This is a genomic window from Staphylococcus sp. HMSC62A08 (genome assembly GCF_001839105.1).
Taxonomy (GTDB): domain Bacteria; phylum Bacillota; class Bacilli; order Staphylococcales; family Staphylococcaceae; genus Staphylococcus; species Staphylococcus caprae.
Genome location: NZ_KV840052.1, coordinates 73208 through 91771, shown reverse-complemented (window position 1 = coordinate 91771; position 18564 = coordinate 73208). Strand labels below are relative to the sequence as shown.

The following is an 18564-nucleotide window of genomic DNA, read 5'->3' as shown; positions in this document are numbered from 1 at the left end:
GATATTTTACATGTATTGTGCACACTTTAAATACCATAACTCAACTTTAATTTTAAAAAAAAACGAATAAGTTAAAGCCAAACCTTATATTCTTAACAAATGAAGTATGGATGGCAAGACTCCTGAGGGAACAGAACAAACTGAAGACTACAGGCTGAAGTTGTCCCCTAGGAAAGCGCGGCCATCCAATACGAAGTAATTATATAAAACGAATATTTCTATATTTCGTATTTTAACTATGATTATCATTCCATTATTTTCGAAAACTAAAAACCACTTATCCGCTTCAATGGATAAGTGGCCTATTGATTATTCGTGATTGGCTTGGGTTGGTTTATTTTGATATAAATATAAACCTTCATCATATTTTTGAATATATTTAAATTTACTTGTAAGCGCAAGTGCGACTAAAAATACATCAATCATGCAGTAACTAGTATGTATACTAAACATAAAGATTAATGAAGAATAGGAATAGAGTTGTATCAAAGTGAGTAATGCTACACTGATAATTACAAGTGGTGCTAATAGAATCGTTGTAAATTGCCATCTATTAAAACAAGTATTAGAGAATTGTACGATAATAGTGCTTTTCTTATATTTCAATATAGGCTTTTCACCTTTTGAAAACACGATAAATAATACACGATGAATCAATTCGTGAACAATCAATAGAACAATAAATCCTATAAAGCCATATAGCAGATTCATTACTAAATTTTGTTCAATCACGTGCGTGACTTTATATGCCCATTTATAAGTGAATAGTACGACAAATAATCCTAAAACAATTTGCAATAAAATAAATCGCTGAAGTTGAAATTTATTTTCTGATAAATCTATTTTATGCACAACCAACCCTCCAATACTCTATTTTTCAACCATAGTATACAACTTTTATTTAGGTTAAAAAAGACTCTTTTCAAGAAAGTAAGTTTCTTGTAATATAACCTTAACATTCAATATACATTTGCAATTAATTGCATTCTATTTATATAATCTTTTACATTCGCTCAAACAATGCCACGGTCTCAATATGTGTGGTTTGCGGGAACATATCTACTGGCGTTATTTCAACTAAATGATAATGACTCGCTAACATTTGTGCATCTCTTTGTTGAGTAGATGGATTACAAGATATATACACGATACGTTTAGGGTTCAATTTGAGTAATGTTTTGATAAACGTCTCATCGCAACCTTTTCTTGGTGGATCAACCATGACAACGTCTGGTTTAATTCCTTGTGCTTTCCATTCTAGAATAATATCTTCTGCTTTCCCACATTCAAAAGTCGTATTATTTAATTGGTTTTTAGTCGCATTCTCTTCTGCGTCTTTAATTGCAGAAGGTACTACTTCGACGCCATAAACATGTTTCGCTTGTGGTGCCATATATAAACCAATTGTACCAATGCCACAATACGTATCTAATACAATTTCTTCACCAGTTAACTGCGCGTAATCGATTGCTTTTTGATAGAGCTTTTCAGTTTGGGCAGAATTAATTTGATAGAATGATTGGTCTGAGATATTGAACGTCACTTCACTCAATTGATCGACAATTTTCTCTTTACCATACAATGTCACAGAATGACGGCCCATAATGACATTTGAATGACTGTCATTGATATTTTGTTTGATACTCGTAATATTAGGAAAGGCATTTTTAAGCTTTTCAACAAGCATTTCAGAATGCTTAAATTTCTTACCATTTGTTACAAATATAACCATCATTTCATCAGTATGGTGCCCAGTTCTCACAACGAGATGTCTGATTAATCCAGTTTTAGATTGTTCATCATAGATACTAATATTCAGTTCATTAAGCCATTGTTTAACATGATTCATTACTTCTTGGTGTTGTTCATCTTGAATTAAGCAATGATCCATATCGATAATGTCATGACTTCTTTGACGATAGAATCCCATGATCACTTGCCCATCTTTATTCTTGCCTACAGGTATTTGAGATTTATTACGATATCTCCACGGTTGTTCCATACCTACCGTGGGATTTATTGGCGTATCTTTGAAAGGTCCCTTTCTATGAAAAAGGTTGACGACTTGTTCTTTCTTCATATCAAGTTGTGCCTGATATGTCATATGTTGCAGCTGACAACCTCCACATTTGTAATAATACATACACGGTGGAGTTATTCTATCTTTGCTCTCCTTTTTAACTTCAAGTAACTTCCCTATCGCAAAGTTCTTTTTAACTTTAATGAGTTTAAATTCGATCTCTTCATCTATTAATGCGTTCGGTACAAATACTGGATAACGATCAATTTTCACTACACCATGCCCTTCGTGTGTTAAATCGACAACGTTCCCAATTCTCACATCGTTCTTTTTTAATGTTTCCAAAACGTTTCCCCCACATGCAAAAAGGTTAGGACAGCAAATTCTGGGTCTCCTAACCTTTTGATTTATATTCTCATTGCTCGGTCGTTGTTTGTTGCTTTTCAGAAGTAATATCGGGCGTCGTACCGTTATCTAATAATTCTTCATTGAAAACGTCTTTCGGTGTGAAGACTTCAATATGACGCTCTAGATTTAAGAAGTTGGCAGGTAGTTTACCACCATATTCTCCATCGACATTAAGTTGCATCTCTGTATAGGATGAGATATTAATTGATTTAGCCTTTTCATAGATCACTTTCGGATGTTTTGTATGTTCTCCTCTTGAAGCTAATGTCATGATATGACCCAACTCTGCTAAGTTGGCCTTTTCCACAATAATTAAAGTAAAATGACCATCGTCTAATTTCGCATCGGGTACTAACTTTTCAAAGCCAGCCATAGAATTTGTTAAACCAAGAAGGAAGAGTAATGCCTCGCCTTGGAATACTTTATCATCATATTCAATACGAATATCAACTGCCTTCATTTGTGGCAACATTTCAAATCCTTTAATGTAGTATGCGAATGGGCCTACAATAGACTTCAGTTTACTTGGCGTCTCATACGATACTTGAGTTAATCGACCGCCAGCCGCAAGATTAATAAAGTAACGATTATTCATCTTACCAATGTCTACTTTAGTTGTATGACCATCAATGATGACATCAACTGCACCCATAATGTCGTTAGGCAAGTGTAGTGCACGTCCAAAGTCATTGACTGTACCCATTGGTATAATTCCTAATTTAGGACGATTAGGTTGTTCAGCAATCCCATTGACGACTTCATTTAACGTTCCATCGCCACCTGCAGCAATAAGTAAATCATAATGACTACTTAACGCTCTTTCTGCTTCAATTGTAGCGTCTCCAGCCTTTTCCGTTGCATATGCGCTAGTCTCGTAACCAGCTTTCTCCAATTTAATTAATACATCTGGTAATACGCGTTTAAATAGTTCTTTCCCTGATGTCGGATTATATATAATTCTTGCACGTTTTCTCATTGTTAATCCCTCGACTTCATATACTCATACATTATATTAAATGATTTAAACATCAGTTGAAAGTATTTATTACTAATTCTCTTAACTAATCTGCTTTGCCAAGTCTTTTTAATTGGAAAATGATTTCTTTTTTCAATTTTTGTATTATATTATGATGATTTTTTAGAAATAACTTAATCTCTACTTTTCAAAAAATAAAGCTTCTACCACATGTTTTTAAACATACAGTAGAAGCTTTAAAGTAAGTATATGATTGATTAACGTTTATCTAGTTCTTGTTTTAATAAGCCATTTACTTTTTGAGGATTTGCTTGGCCTTTTGAAGCTTTCATAATTTGTCCAACTAAGAAGCCCATCGCTTTCCCTTTACCATTTTTATAATCTTCAACAGATTGAGGGTTATTATCTAAAGCTTCATTAACAAATTTTAATAATGTCGCTTCGTCAGAGATTTGAACTAAACCTTTGTCTTCCATGATTTGTTTAGCATCTCCACCATTTTCAGCAAGTTCTGGGAAGACTTTCTTAGCAATTTTACTACTCATCGTACCGTCTTCAATTAATTTAATCATGCCGGCAAGGTTTTCAGGAGTTAACTGAGTATCTTGTAATTCAACTTGATTTTTATTTAAATACTCGTTTACGCCACCCATTAACCAGTTAGAAGTTAATTTAACGTCGGCACCATGTTGGATCGCACCTTCGAAGAAATCTGACATTTCTTTCGTAAGTGTTAATACATGTGCGTCATACTCAGGTAATCCTAAATCATTTACATATTTAGCTTTACGTTCATCCGGTAGTTCTGGGATTGTTTGACGAACACGTTCTTTCCATTCTTCATCAACGTATAAAGGTACAATGTCTGGTTCTGGGAAGTAACGGTAATCATCAGAACCTTCTTTTACACGCATTAAAATTGTTTTACCAGTAGATTCATCGAAACGACGTGTTTCTTGACCGATTTCTCCACCATTTAACAATTCTTCTTCTTGTCGTTTTTCCTCATATTCTAAACCTTTTCTTACATAGTTAAATGAGTTAAGGTTTTTCAATTCTGTTTTTGTACCAAATTCTTTTTGACCATAAGGACGTAATGAAATGTTGGCATCACAACGAAGTGAACCTTCTTCCATTTTACAATCTGATACACCTGTATATTGGATAATTGAACGTAATTTTTCTAAATAAGCATACGCTTCTTGAGGAGAACGAATGTCTGGCTCAGAAACAATTTCAATTAACGTCGTACCTTGACGGTTTAAGTCAACTAATGAATAACCATCTTTATGTGTTGATTTACCAGCATCTTCTTCCATATGAAGACGAGTGATACCGATACGTTTAGTTTCTCCGTCTACTTCGATATCGATATAACCATTTTCACCAATCGGTTGATCAAATTGTGAAATTTGATATGCCTTAGGATTATCTGGGTAGAAATAGTTTTTACGATCAAATTTAGAATTCGTAGCGATATCCATATTTAATGCCATTGAAGCTCTCATAGCCCAATCTACTGCGCGTCTATTTACGACTGGTAATACACCTGGATATGCTAAGTCGATAACATTTGTGTTTGAGTTAGGTTCAGCTCCAAAATGCGCTGGTGATGGAGAGAACATTTTTGAGTCTGTTTTTAACTCAACATGAACTTCAAGTCCTATAACTGTTTCAAAATGCATGATTTCCACTCCTTATAAATTTTCGTATGCGTCATGTAAGTTGTATTGTGTTTCATATTGATAAGCTACACGATATAACGTCTTTTCATCGAATGGTTTACCAATGAATTGTAAACCAATTGGTCGTCCGTTAGATTGTCCGCAAGGAACAGAAATACCAGGTAAACCAGCTAAGTTAACTGGTGTAGTTAATAAGTCGTTAGCGTACATTGTTAATGGATCATCAATTTCTTCGCCGATATTAAATGCAGTTGTTGGTGTAGTTGGTCCTACAACAACATCATATTCTTCAAATACTTTATCAAAGTCATTTTTAATTAATGTTCTTACTTTTTGAGACTTTTTATAGAATGCATCATAATAACCAGAGCTTAATGCGAAGGTACCAAGGAAAATACGACGTTTAACTTTTTTACTAATTCCTTCTGATCTAGACATTTTATATAATTCTTCTAATGATTGCGCCTCTTTTGAGTGGTAACCGTAACGAATACCATCGAAACGAGCCAAGTTTGCTGATGCTTCAGATGAAGCAATCACGTAGTATGAAGGAATGCCATATTTAGTATTTGGTAGTGAAACTTGTTCTACTTCAGCACCTAAAGATCTTAAAGTTTCAATTGCATTTTTAACAGCGTCTTTAACCTCTTCACTTATACCCTCACTTACATATTCTTTAGGGAAAGCAATTTTAAGCCCTTTAATATCTTTACCGATATCAGAAGTGAAATCTACATCTTCTACAGGAGCACTCGTTGAATCATTTGCATCTACACCTGAAATCGTTTCAAGTACAAGTGCGTTATCTTTTACATTACGAGTGATAGGTCCGATTTGGTCTAATGAAGATGCGAATGCTACAAGACCAAAACGTGACACACGACCATAAGTAGGTTTCATACCTACAACACCACAATAAGCTGCTGGTTGTCTAATAGAACCACCAGTATCAGAACCTAAACTGAATGGCACTAAGCCAGCTGCAACCGCTGCTGCAGAACCACCAGAAGAACCACCTGGTACTGCTGTATGGTCAAATGGGTTTAATGTCTTTTTGAAGTAAGATGTTTCTGTTGAACCACCCATCGCAAATTCATCCATGTTTAATTTACCAATTAATACAGCATTTTCATCGTATAATTTATTCATTACTGTTGATTCATAAATAGGTACGAAACCTTCTAACATTTTACTTGCGCAAGTTGTTTCAACATCTTTTGTAATAATATTGTCTTTGATACCCATTGGGATACCAAATAATTTACCTTCCATTTGGTCTTTCGCTTGTAATTCATCTAATTCTTCTGCTTTTTTAATAGCATTATCTTTATCTAATGCTAAGAAAGATTTAATCGTAGGATCAGTTTCTTCGATAGCTGCGTAAATATCTTTAACCACATCAGAAGGTTTAATTTCTTTGTTCTTAATCATTTCTGTTAATTTCTCAACAGATTCATAACGAATACTCATCTTAAGCGTCCTCCTCATTCATGATGGATGGCACTTTAAATTGCCCATCTTCTGTTTCTTTTGCATTTTTCAATGCTAATTCTTGAGGAATGCCCTCGATTGCTTTGTCGTCACGTAGCACGTTTTGTAAATCTAATACGTGATAAGTTGGCTCAACACCTTCAGTATCAGCACTGTCATTTTGTTTTGCAAAATCTAAAATACTTTCTAAAGTGTTAGCCATTTCTTCTGTTTCTTCAGAAGTAATTTGAAGTCTAGCTAAATTAGCAATGTGTTCAACTTCTTCACGTGTAACTTTAGTCATTAAATAATAGCCTCCTTAATACTCATTCATCACCAAATTGTATCAAATTTCGCAATAAAAATCTAAGTATTTCTGATTATCATGCATAAAATCAATGCTTGATATATCAGCATTTATACTCATTATTATATTAAGTTACATATTTATATATTTTGGATTTTCTTATAGTGACTCAATTCAGTTAATAATTAAATAATGTGATATATATACAGTTATATTCATTTTCAAGAATTCTAACATTTAAATAGAAAGCGCTTACTTAATTGTTACAACAGTTTATATTTGCATTATAATTAAAATTTTACTTTTCTGAACATTTAGTTATATTGTATAATATTACATGTAACTAAATTAAAACTACATAAAGGGAGTGTTTACGATGCTGACATTAGGTTCCACACTTAGTAATCAAGTCGACGCAAACTGGCAAACCTATATAATGATTGCCGTTTATTTTATTATTTTGCTAATTATCGGCTTCTATGGTTATAAGCAAGCTACAGGTAACTTAAGTGAATTTATGCTTGGAGGACGTAATATTGGTCCGTATATTACAGCTTTATCAGCAGGTGCTTCAGATATGAGTGGTTGGATGATTATGGGGCTTCCAGGTTCTGTCTATAGCACTGGTCTTTCAGCTATATGGATTACGATTGGCTTAACATTAGGCGCATATATTAACTATTTCGTTGTAGCACCAAGGTTACGTGTATACACAGAAATTGCTGGAGATGCCATCACTTTACCTGACTTCTTTAAGAACAGATTAGACGATAAACAGAATATTATTAAGATTATCTCTGGATTGATTATTGTGATCTTTTTTACGTTATATACGCACTCAGGATTTGTTTCAGGTGGGAAATTATTCGAAAGTGCATTTGGTCTTAACTATCACTTTGGATTAATTTTAGTTGCAGTGATAGTCATTTTTTACACTTTCTTCGGAGGATATTTAGCCGTATCTATCACAGACTTCTTTCAAGGTGTGATTATGCTTATTGCAATGGTGATGGTTCCTGTCGTTGCTTTAATGAAATTAAACGGATGGGATACGTTTAGTGAAGTTGCACAGATGAAACCAACCAACTTAGATTTATTTAGAGGTACAACTGTATTAGGGATTATCTCATTATTCTCTTGGGGATTAGGATATTTCGGTCAACCACATATTATCGTACGCTTTATGTCTATTAAATCACATCGATTACTTCCTAAAGCAAGACGATTAGGTATTAGTTGGATGGCAATTGGTTTGTTAGGTGCAGTAGGCGTAGGTTTAACTGGTATTGCTTTTATTTCTGAAAAGCATATCAAAATGGAAGACCCAGAGACATTATTTATCATTATGAGTCAAATTCTTTTCCACCCTCTTGTAGGCGGATTCTTATTGGCAGCCATTTTAGCAGCTATTATGAGTACCATTTCTTCTCAATTACTCGTTACTTCTAGTTCTTTAACAGAAGATTTTACAAATTGATTCGTGGCGAAGATAAAGCTTCAACGCATCCGAAAGAATTCGTCATGATTGGACGACTTTCAGTATTACTTGTAGCAATTGTTGCTATCGCTATTGCTTGGCAACCTAATGATACAATTTTAAACCTTGTAGGTAATGCTTGGGCAGGTTTTGGTGCAGCCTTTAGCCCGCTTGTACTCTATTCACTTTATTGGAAGGGGCTTACACGTCCTGGTGCTATTAGCGGTATGATCGCTGGTGCTTTAGTCGTAATTATTTGGATAGCATGGATTAAACCTCTTGCATCAATCAATGAAATTTTTGGTATGTATGAAATTATACCTGGTTTTATCATTAGTGTATTAGTGACTTATATTGTAAGCAAACTCACTAAGAAACCTGGTGCTTTCGTTGAGAATGATTTAAATAAAGTAAAACAAATTGTAAAAGAATAACTATTTCCTAATATTCATATATATATAAAGGCGTCTTCGACTAGATTGTTCATTTTAGTCGAAGACGCCTTTTCATGTATTAATTATGATAGATGTGAACTTGAGGTTCTTTGTCATCTTTGGATTTACTTATAAGCGCACGAGGTGTATTACCATCTTTGATACGAATTTCATATTCATCAATGTTATCAAAATATTTTTCAGCTTGTTCAGTGACATATTGTGTAATACCAATTGTTTCCGCTTGACCATAATAGTCAATTGGTAAGTCTACTGTTAATTGTTTCGCTTTTTTATTTACAAATTTAACCTTTCCTACTGCTTGTGTAAAGTTAGAGAAGTACGATTGTAGGTTATCGTTAAATTGTTTGAAATTATTATTCAGTGTTTCATTATAATCTTCTGCTGTTGAGGATGGAAGTAAAGCAGATTTCTCTTTTATCGTATCCCATCCATTGATTTTTGTTTGACCATCGTCTGCAGTCGCTCCAGCAATGAATTCTCCTGGTGAAATAGAGTCTTGTCCAGACTGTTTATAAATTGCAAAATGAATTGGAATATCTTTTAAATCACTATTTTCACGTAATCGAGATAATATTTCACTTGCCATTTGTTTACCTTGTTTCTCTATGTCTTTATCATTTAGATTTTTACTATAAGTCTCGCCATCTTTTTCTTTTTGATAATAATAAACACTATTCATAGCTAAACCAATTGTCATACCTTTAATGTTTTTACCTTTTGAATCACTATTACCGTAAAAATCTTGTTCTAAAATATTTGATAGATAAGCTGGTGAGTTGTCGGCAATTTTTTCCTGATTCGTTTCACCATTATGAGAAGGATTAAGTCCTAAGTTTTCATTTGCTTTTTTACTTTTCTTCTCTTTTTCGCTCATTTTATCAATTTCTTTTTTCGTATATTTCGGATCTAAATACGCATTAATTGTTTTCTTATCTAAATACTGTCCATCTTGATAAAGGTATTTATTTGTAGGAAAGACTTCTTTACTTAACTCTAATAAGCCACTTTCAAAGTCTTCACCGTTATAGCTATTGGCCATATTATCTTGCAGTAAACCTCTAGCCTGACTTTCCTTAAAAGGTAAAATCGTTCTGTAATTATCACCTTGAACATTTTTGTCAGTTGCAATTTGTTTAACTTGGTTTGAATTTTTACTATCTTTACTCTCACTTTGATCTTTGTTTGATTGATTATCTTTTTGTCCATTATTACAAGCAGCTAATAAAAATATTGTCGAAATGAGTAATATAAGTGTTCGCTTCATCGACGTACTCCTCTAATTATTTAATTCTTTTTGTTTGTTAGCAAATTCTTCCTCTGTCCAGATTTCTGTTCCAAACTTCTCAGCTTTGGTTAATTTAGAACCCGCATCGGCACCTGCAATGACGATATCCGTGCTCTTAGTTACACTGTTTGTTACTTTAGCGCCTTGCATTTCTAGCCATTGTGATGCTTCACTTCTAGTCATTTGTTCTAATTTTCCTGTTAGTACAATTGTTTTACCGCTAAATTCTGGATGTCCTTCAATCTCTGTTGTTTTAATTCCTTTATAACTCATATTAACATTTTTGTCTTTTAATTTTTGAATTAAAGCACGAATATCTTCATTTTCAAGATACGTAACAACAGATTGTGCAAGTTTATCGCCAATATCATGAATTTCAACCAATTCAGCTTCAGTGACTTCTAATAAGCGATCCATCGTTTCATACTTCTCAGCTAATACTTGGCTCGCTTTCACACCGAGATGTCTAATTCCTAGCCCAAATAGTAAATGTTCGAATGAATTATCTTTAGCCTTTTCAATTGCAGCTAATAAATTCTCGACTTTTTTAGTTCCCATACGTTCTAATGGAAGTAAATCCTCTTCTTGAAGATAAAATATATCAGCAACATCTTTGATAAGCTCATTTTCATATAATTGTTGAATGATTTTTGTCCCTAAACCATCGATATTCATCGCTTGTCTTGAAACAAAATGAATCAGACCTTCAATGAGCTGTGCTTGGCATTTAGGATTAATACAACGCAAAGCGACTTCGCCTTCAATGCGAACTAACTCGTGACCGCAACTTGGACAATGTGTCGGCATATGGTACGTTTCTGCATCGTCTGGACGTCTATCTAGAATACTTTTAACTACTTCAGGTATGATGTCACCTGCTTTTTTAACGACGACGCTATCACCAATACGTATATCTCGTTCATGTATCAAATCTTCGTTGTGTAAAGACGCTCTTGAAACTGTCGTACCAGCTACTCTGACCGGTTCTAATATAGCTGTAGGCGTAACAACACCTGTGCGTCCAATACTTAATTCAATATCTAATAATTTAGAAACCACCTCTTCAGCTGGGAATTTATACGCAATCGCCCATCTTGGTGATTTCTGTGTGTAACCCATTTCTTCTTGTTGATCTAAATCATTGACTTTAATTACAATCCCATCAATATCGTAAGAAAGTGATTCTCTTTTATCGGTCCATTTTTCAATGTATTTAAGAACGCCTTCGATGTCTGAAACACGTTCTCTCTCCTGATTCGTTTTAAATCCTAGTTGATCAAGTTCGTTTAATGCACCACTTTGGGTCGTAGCATTAAAATCGGTAAAGTCATTCACACTATATAAGAACACACTTAGTTTTCTTTTCGCTGCCAATTTAGAGTCGAGTTGTCTCAGAGAACCTGCTGCTGCATTTCTAGGGTTTGCAAAAGGTTGTTCACCATTCTCTTCTTTCTGCTTATTCAAATTCATAAATGAACGTCGCGGCATATAAGCCTCACCACGTACTTCAAAATTGAGTGGTTCTTTTATTTTTAATGGAATCGCATGTATGGTTCTTAAATTTTCAGTAATATCTTCACCTGTCGTACCATCACCACGCGTTAGTCCTTGAACAAATTTACCGTCTTGATATTTAAGTGAAACAGCTAAACCATCAATCTTAAGTTCACACATATATTCGACGTTACCAATATTTTCCCTAATACGTTGGTCGAACTTTCTTAAATCTTCCTCATTAAAAGCATTGCCTAAACTTAGCATAGGTGTATCGTGGTTTACCTTCTCAAACGAGGACTGAGCTTCTCCACCTACTCTAACAGTAGGTGAATCTGCAGTTTTATACTCAGGATGTTCTGTTTCAATCTCTATAAGTTCATGTAATAGTTTATCGTATTCACTGTCTGGTACAGACGGATTATCCTGTACATAATATTCATAACTATACTGATTTAATAAGTCATGTAATTCATTAACGCGACGTTGTAAATCTTCCATCCCCCATTAATCCTCCTTCTTCTCTATTGGCGCAAATTGTGCAAGTAGACGTTTAGGTCCTTCAGATTTAAAGATAATATCTAGCTCTACTGAACCATTTTTCTCATTGACGTTGCTCACCATACCTTCGCCCCATGCTTTATGTGTAACCTTATCTCCAACTTTCCAATCAGAAGAAGAAACTTGTTTCTTAGGTGACGTTGTGCGTTTACTAAATCCACGTTTTTGTTGTGGTTTAGTCTGTGGAATAGTTTGACGTTTCGTTCCAGTATGACTTTCAAGTAAGTCCTCAGGAATTTCCCTTAAGAATCGTGAAGGCATATTTGATTGAGAACGTCCGAACAACATTCTTGTCGTAGCATTCGTAATGTATAAAAGTTCCTCTGCACGCGTAATTGCTACATAACAAATTCGACGTTCCTCTTCCATCTCGTGATCATCATCACTTTTGATTGCACGAATATGAGGAAACAGTGATTCTTCCATACCCATAATGAAGACAATTGGGAATTCTAAACCTTTAGCTGAGTGCATTGTCATGAGCGTTACACCGCTTTGCGTATCCGCTTCATCTATATCGGCAACCAATGATAAATCAGTTAAAAAGTTAATTAATGATTGTTCTTCTAAAGGTGTATTTTCTTCGTAATCTTTTGGTACTGACATAAATTCATCTAAGTTTTCTAGGCGACTACGAGATTCTAGTGTTTGTTCTCTCTCAAGCATGTCACGATATCCAGATTTTTGTAATACTTCATCTACAATGTCACTTATTTCAAGAAACTCTTGTTCTTTAATTAAATTAGTGATGGTTTCATAAAAATTGATACATTCTTGAGTGACCTTTTTAGATAATCCAATAAAATCAACTTCACCAAGTGCATCAAACATACTAATTTGATTTTGAACAGCATAGGTTTGAATTTTTTCCACTGAAGAAGGTCCGATACCTCTTTTCGGCACATTAATAATTCGTTGTAAACTAATGTCATCATTGCTATTAGCAATTACTCGTAAATAGCTTAGCAAGTCTTTAATCTCTTTACGATCATAGAACTTTTGGCCACCAACCATCGTATATGGGATGTTCGATTTCATGAATGTTTCTTCTAACACACGTGATTGTGCATTTGTTCTATAAAGAATAGCCATATCACTATATTTCTTACCATTACGTTGATGCTTCATAATTTCCCTAACAACGTATTCCGCTTCATCGCGTTCAGTCATTGCTTCATAGTATTGAATTTTATCTCCGCCGGTATTGGCAGTCCATAAACCTTTTGGCTTACGTTCTGAGTTATTTTTAATGACTTCATTTGCAGCATTGAGAATATTTTTAGTTGAACGATAATTTTGTTCTAGGAAAATGGTTTTCGCTTCTGGATAATCTTCCTCGAAGGATAAATATTTTGAATATCAGCGCCACGCCAACCATATATCGATTGGTCAGAATCCCCTACGACACATAAATTTTTAAATTTACTAGCAAGTAATTTCACTAAAGTATATTGCGCTTTGTTTGTATCTTGATATTCGTCTACGTGAATGTATTGGAATTTATTTTGATAATATTCTAGAGCATCAGGCACACGTTCAAATAAATTGATAGTAGTCATAATTAAATCGTCAAAGTCTAATGCTTCGTTACGAGACAGTTGTCTTTGGTACCCTTTATAAACTGTCGCTACCATTTGTGAATGAAAATCATTTGCCTCTTTTTGAGCATCTTCAGGTGTTTTTAATTCATTTTTTAAATTACTAATTGCGCCAATAAACATTCTAGGTTCAAAGCGCTTGCTATCAATATTTTCATTTTTCAAAACATCTTTAATGACAGATTTTTGGTCAGTAGGATCAATAATCGTGAAATTTCTTTCTATGCCAATTCTATCCGCATCTCTTCTCAATATTCTTACGCACATGGAGTGAAACGTTGACATCCAAATAACTTGGGCTTCTTCACCAACAAGTTGTTCAACACGTTGTTTCATCTCTTTAGCAGCTTTATTAGTAAAAGTAATCGCTAAAATATTGTAAGGAGAGACATCTTTTTCATCTAATAAATAAGCGATGCGATGTGTTAATACACGTGTTTTTCCTGATCCCGCACCTGCCATTATTAGTAGTGGCCCTTCAGTCGTTCTTACGGCTTCACTTTGTTCGGTATTCATATTCTTGACTAGCGAATTCATTAATTAGACTCCTTTATTTTTACTGTTTTTAGCGCTTTTTTAATATCTGTATATATGATATTTCCTACGATAATCGTATCGGCAATATCAGCCATCTCTTGTGCTTGTCCTAAACTTGTGATGCCTCCACCGTAGAAAAGTTGTGTTTCTGTAAGCATGTTAGATACGGCTTTGACTTTATCAATATCACCGTACTCCCCACTATATTCTATGTACATTACTGGGAAATGAAAGAGTTCATTAGCCATTTGCGCATATGCCTCAACATCTTCCATATCAAGTGCCGTATTGGCATTGGTACTTTGAGCTACTTTACTATTTGAATTTAATACTAAATATCCTTCAAATATTACTTCTTCAAAGTTGATCACATGTCCATATTGTTTCAGTGCCTCTAGCAAAATACCGTTGTGAAATCTCGTATCGTTGCTATTCATCACTGTCGGTATAAAGTAAAAGTCAAACCCGGACATGACACTTTCAACATTTGAGACTTCTAATGCAAGTGGTAATGGATAACGTCTTACTCTACTCATTAAATGGATGACATTGTCTTCAGTTACATTATCAGTACCACCAATTATAATTGCATCTGTATTAGACATACATATTGCCTCTAAATCATCATCAGAAATTGACTTAGCAGGATCTAATTTGAATATATGTTGCCATTTTTTTATGTCATACATTTTTCGTAACTCCTTTAATTAACATACCCTAAATTATAGCATTTTTAAGTACTAAGTTCTAAAGAGTAAATATGAAAATAATACATTATTTAAGTAATAACTTTATTTACTCTAGGACGTGTCTAATTTTGAATTTGTTGAGAATTGAATCAATCATTTTTCCTTTAAACTAATCATCATTGCGAACTTTTATTTTCAAATATAAAAGGCTTCGAAAAATGATTAAACACTTTTCAAAGCCTTAGGTCATATTATTTTATAAAAATTAAAACATCAAAACGAGTCAGCGTCAGACTGTAAATCAATTTTAAATCAACATTGTCTTATGACTGTGTTTCGATATTAAGTCTATCTAAAATCATAGTGTACGCATCGTTACCCCATTGTAATGATCGTTTCACTCTAGAAATTGTTGCAGTTGATGCTCCAGATTCGTCTTCAATTGTTGCATACGTATAACCTTGTTTAATCATTTTAGCAACTTGAAGCCTCTGAGATAATGACTGTATTTCATTGACAGTGCATAAATCATCGAAAAACTGATAACATTCTTCTCTATTTTCTAGCGCTAGGATCGCATCAAATAATTCATCTAATGCTTGACCACGTAATTTTTCAATTTGCATCTCGAACAACCCCTATACACGTTTTCTTTCATCATTTTAACGTACTAATTAGTTAAAGTGTAGTAGTTTCAATGAAAAAAGTATAGGAATTTAACCGCTTTTCTAACATGATATTTAAGATTTTTATTCTAAACCTGCACGTTCAAATATTGTGTCGACTTGATTAAGGTGATGTTCTGGATTGAAACATTCATCTAATTCTTCTTCAGTTAAGACATTAGTAATTGTTTCGTCTTGTTCAATCAATTCTCTAAATGGTGTCTTAGTTTCCCATGATTCCATTGCTTTAGGTTGAACCTTATCATATGCTTCTTCACGAACCATGCCTTTATTAATAAGTGCTAATAATACACGTTGTGAGAAGATTAAACCAAATGTTTTATCAATATTATTTCGCATATTATCTTCAAAGACCGTTAAGCGATCTACAATATTAGTAAAACGATTCAATGCATAATCAAGCGCTATGGTTACATCTGGTAACATAATACGTTCAGCTGAAGAATGAGAAATATCGCGTTCATGCCATAAAGGAACATTTTCATAAGCAGTAGTAATATAGCCACGAATAACGCGAGATATTCCAGTAATATTCTCAGAACCAATTGGATTACGTTTATGAGGCATTGCAGATGAACCTTTTTGACCTTTAGCAAATGCTTCTTCTACTTCACGTGTTTCAGTTTTTTGTAGATTACGAATTTCTACTGCAAACTTTTCTAAAGAAGTCGCAATCAATGCTAGCGTCGCAATATAATATGCATGGCGATCTCTTTGCAATGTTTGAGTTGATACAGGAGCAGTATCAATACCTAGATGTTTACAAACATATGCTTCAATTTCTGGAGGAATATTCGCAAATGTACCAACTGCACCACTCATTTTACCTACTTCAATTTCTTTACGTACTTCCTTGAAACGTTTAAGGTTACGTTTCATTTCTGTGTACCATAATGCCATTTTCACACCAAATGTAGTTGGTTCAGCGTGAACACCATGTGTACGTCCCATCATAAGCGTATATTTATAATTCTTAGCTTTTTCTGCTAATACATCAATAAATCTTTCTAAGTCTTTTTCAATGATTTCATTCGCTTGTTTAACTACGAAGCTTAATGCAGTATCTACTACATCAGTTGATGTAAGGCCATAGTGGACCCATTTTCTTTCTTCACCTAATGTTTCAGAAACTTGTCTTGTAAATGCTACGACGTCATGACGTGTTTCTAATTCAATTTCTTTTGCACGTGCTACATCAACTTTTGCATTGTCACGAATTTTTTGGACATCTTCTTTAGGAATATAACCTAATTCGCTCCATGCTTCACATGCTAATATTTCTACCTCTAACCAAGCTTCATAGCGATTTTGATCCGTCCAAATATTAGACATTTCTTCTCTTGAATAGCGTTCAATCATTCTTTATAAACTCCAATCGTATGTATTATTGTAGATTTAAAACCTGTACATTAAATTATTTTTTAATCTAAAAGTTCGTGTTTAAGCTTTCGTCTTTAGTTTAACAGAACTGTTTCAAAATGTATAAATCTTTTTTCTTTATATTCCTATTTTATTGTAATTACCTTAGAAACTCAATTAACTATAAGAAAGAGTAGGATAGAAATTCTACTTTAGTATCATTTCGATATCCTACTCTTAGAACATATTTATATATGAAATTTTATAACTTGTTACTTGATTGGTTTACCTACAAAAATAATTTCTTGTCTAAGGACTTCAATACTTCCGTCCTTATTCTCTTTATAGACTGGTTTCTCCATTCTACGCGTTGGCATAAATCCTTCATTTCGCATTCGATTTAAGCAGTCTGAAATGGTCTCATTATCTTCTACTTTAAATTTTTTGCTCATTTGACCTTGCACTTTCTTGTTCTTCGTATTCTACTACTACATCAAGGTGTTCTGGTTCATAAGCTTTAAGTTTACGTCTACGTACACCTTTAACCCAGAATCCACCATGAATATTTCTAGGTTCATATGCAATAATAAACGCTTTAGGATCTAAATTTTTGATTGTATCCATAAGCTTAAGTTCGTATTTACGAGGGGTTAAGATTTGCATCACCATTCGACTGCCATCACGACCAAATGCTTCATAGTGTGTAACTCCATAACCAAGATTTCTTTTTTTTTTTGGTAATTTCAATTCATATTCTGAAGATGTTACATTGACAACGGTATAACCTAATGCCAATTTTTCTTCGATTTTCATACCGACGATGATTCCCACTGAAAATCCTAATGCATATGCGAAAATATTTTGAATTTGATCTAAACTAGACATAACTAAACCTAAACCAACAACATATACGAGAACTTCAAGGAAACTCACTGCAGCAGCAATATATCGGTAACCTTTTAACGTTAGTATCGTTCTCATTGTTAAAAATGTGACATAACATACGTTGATTACAAATATAGCAAAGACCATTAACCATGGATTGTGAGCAATTGCTGACATATTATTCCTCTTTTCTTACAATTAAATCCAAATCATTTTATCAGTCATGCATCGATTTGTCACTTAAATTTTTACGTATTAATCATTATTAATTTTTAGGCCATGTATATCTTGTATAAGCAAGCTCACGTTTATGCGCATTTCTTACATAATGTTTTTCGATTGTTTCGCGTGCTTCAGCAGGTATTTCTTTACCTTCTAAGTAATCATCAATTTGATCATATGTCACACCAAGCGCTTCTTCATCAGGTAGTTGAGGTTTATCATCCTCTAAATCTGCTGTAGGCACTTTTTCATATAAATGTTTTGGTGCTTTCAAATATTCAAGTAACTGTTTACCTTGTCTTTTATCTAAACCGAAAATAGGCGCAATATCAGCTGCACCATCACCATATTTAGTATAGAAACCTGTAATATTTTCGGCAGAATGATCCGTTCCTACGACGATGCCGCTTTGATTTGAAGCAATAGAAAATTGAACTTTCATGCGCT

General features: G+C 33.9%; 14 protein-coding genes and 2 pseudogenes. 1 reads left to right on the top strand and 15 read right to left on the bottom strand.

Annotation, left to right across the window (positions count from 1 at the left end; translation table 11 throughout):
- Positions 1-309: 309 nt before the first annotated feature.
- From HMPREF3264_RS11125 to gatC, 6 genes are all read right to left on the bottom strand, one after another.
- The gene (locus tag HMPREF3264_RS11125) at positions 310-852 is read right to left on the bottom strand and encodes a DUF3267 domain-containing protein (RefSeq protein WP_002445455.1); all 543 of its coding nucleotides are present in this window, start codon (positions 850-852) and stop codon (positions 310-312) included.
- A 151-nt stretch (positions 853-1003) separates the two neighbouring features.
- Complete coding sequence (rlmD, locus tag HMPREF3264_RS11120; protein ID WP_070873351.1) at positions 1004-2365, bottom strand: 23S rRNA (uracil(1939)-C(5))-methyltransferase RlmD; 1362 nt, start codon at positions 2363-2365, stop codon at positions 1004-1006.
- Between the two features lie 70 nt (positions 2366-2435).
- Complete coding sequence (locus HMPREF3264_RS11115; protein WP_002445451.1) at positions 2436-3404, bottom strand: diacylglycerol kinase; 969 nt, start codon at positions 3402-3404, stop codon at positions 2436-2438.
- A gap of 257 nt (positions 3405-3661) precedes the next feature.
- Positions 3662-5089, bottom strand: a complete 1428-nt coding sequence (gene gatB, locus HMPREF3264_RS11110) for an Asp-tRNA(Asn)/Glu-tRNA(Gln) amidotransferase subunit GatB (protein ID WP_070873350.1) — start codon at positions 5087-5089, stop codon at positions 3662-3664.
- Positions 5090-5101: 12 nt separating this feature from the next.
- Positions 5102-6559 carry an Asp-tRNA(Asn)/Glu-tRNA(Gln) amidotransferase subunit GatA gene (gene gatA / locus HMPREF3264_RS11105; protein ID WP_070873349.1) on the bottom strand — a complete coding sequence of 486 codons (1458 nt, stop codon included), beginning with the start codon at positions 6557-6559 and terminating at the stop codon, positions 5102-5104.
- Position 6560: 1 nt separating this feature from the next.
- Complete coding sequence (gatC, locus tag HMPREF3264_RS11100) at positions 6561-6863, bottom strand: Asp-tRNA(Asn)/Glu-tRNA(Gln) amidotransferase subunit GatC (protein WP_002445445.1); 303 nt, start codon at positions 6861-6863, stop codon at positions 6561-6563.
- Positions 6864-7242: 379 nt separating this feature from the next.
- Between gatC and putP the strand changes: the two are divergent.
- Positions 7243-8777: pseudogene (gene putP / locus HMPREF3264_RS11095) on the top strand (sodium/proline symporter PutP).
- Positions 8778-8856: 79 nt separating this feature from the next.
- Here putP and HMPREF3264_RS11090 read toward each other — a convergent pair.
- The 9 genes and pseudogenes from HMPREF3264_RS11090 to nadE all read right to left on the bottom strand — a co-directional run.
- Complete coding sequence (locus tag HMPREF3264_RS11090) at positions 8857-10065, bottom strand: CamS family sex pheromone protein (RefSeq protein WP_002445442.1); 1209 nt, start codon at positions 10063-10065, stop codon at positions 8857-8859.
- Between the two features lie 12 nt (positions 10066-10077).
- Positions 10078-12081: an NAD-dependent DNA ligase LigA gene (gene ligA / locus HMPREF3264_RS11085; protein ID WP_070873348.1), complete on the bottom strand. Its 2004-nt coding sequence runs from the start codon at positions 12079-12081 to the stop codon at positions 10078-10080.
- A gap of 6 nt (positions 12082-12087) precedes the next feature.
- Positions 12088-14276, bottom strand: a pseudogene (pcrA, locus tag HMPREF3264_RS11080) (DNA helicase PcrA).
- On the bottom strand, positions 14276-14965 hold the full coding sequence (locus HMPREF3264_RS11075; RefSeq protein ID WP_070873347.1) for a heptaprenylglyceryl phosphate synthase: 690 nt from the start codon (positions 14963-14965) through the stop codon (positions 14276-14278). Before HMPREF3264_RS11075 ends, pcrA begins: the two are co-directional and overlap by 1 nt.
- Positions 14966-15288: 323 nt before the next feature.
- Positions 15289-15591, bottom strand: a complete 303-nt coding sequence (locus tag HMPREF3264_RS11070; RefSeq protein ID WP_002445436.1) for a YerC/YecD family TrpR-related protein — start codon at positions 15589-15591, stop codon at positions 15289-15291.
- A gap of 123 nt (positions 15592-15714) precedes the next feature.
- A complete protein-coding gene (purB, locus tag HMPREF3264_RS11065; protein WP_070873346.1) occupies positions 15715-17010 on the bottom strand; it encodes an adenylosuccinate lyase in 1296 nt (431 codons plus the stop codon).
- A 272-nt stretch (positions 17011-17282) separates the two neighbouring features.
- On the bottom strand, positions 17283-17462 hold the full coding sequence (locus HMPREF3264_RS11060) for an NETI motif-containing protein (protein WP_002445431.1): 180 nt from the start codon (positions 17460-17462) through the stop codon (positions 17283-17285).
- Positions 17446-18072 carry a DUF2179 domain-containing protein gene (locus HMPREF3264_RS11055; protein WP_070873345.1) on the bottom strand — a complete coding sequence of 209 codons (627 nt, stop codon included), beginning with the start codon at positions 18070-18072 and terminating at the stop codon, positions 17446-17448. The genes HMPREF3264_RS11060 and HMPREF3264_RS11055 overlap by 17 nt, the downstream gene beginning before the upstream one ends.
- Positions 18073-18160: 88 nt before the next feature.
- Positions 18161-18564 (bottom strand): NAD(+) synthase (gene nadE / locus HMPREF3264_RS11050; RefSeq protein ID WP_070873344.1); only part of this gene is annotated, 404 nt, incomplete at its 5' end.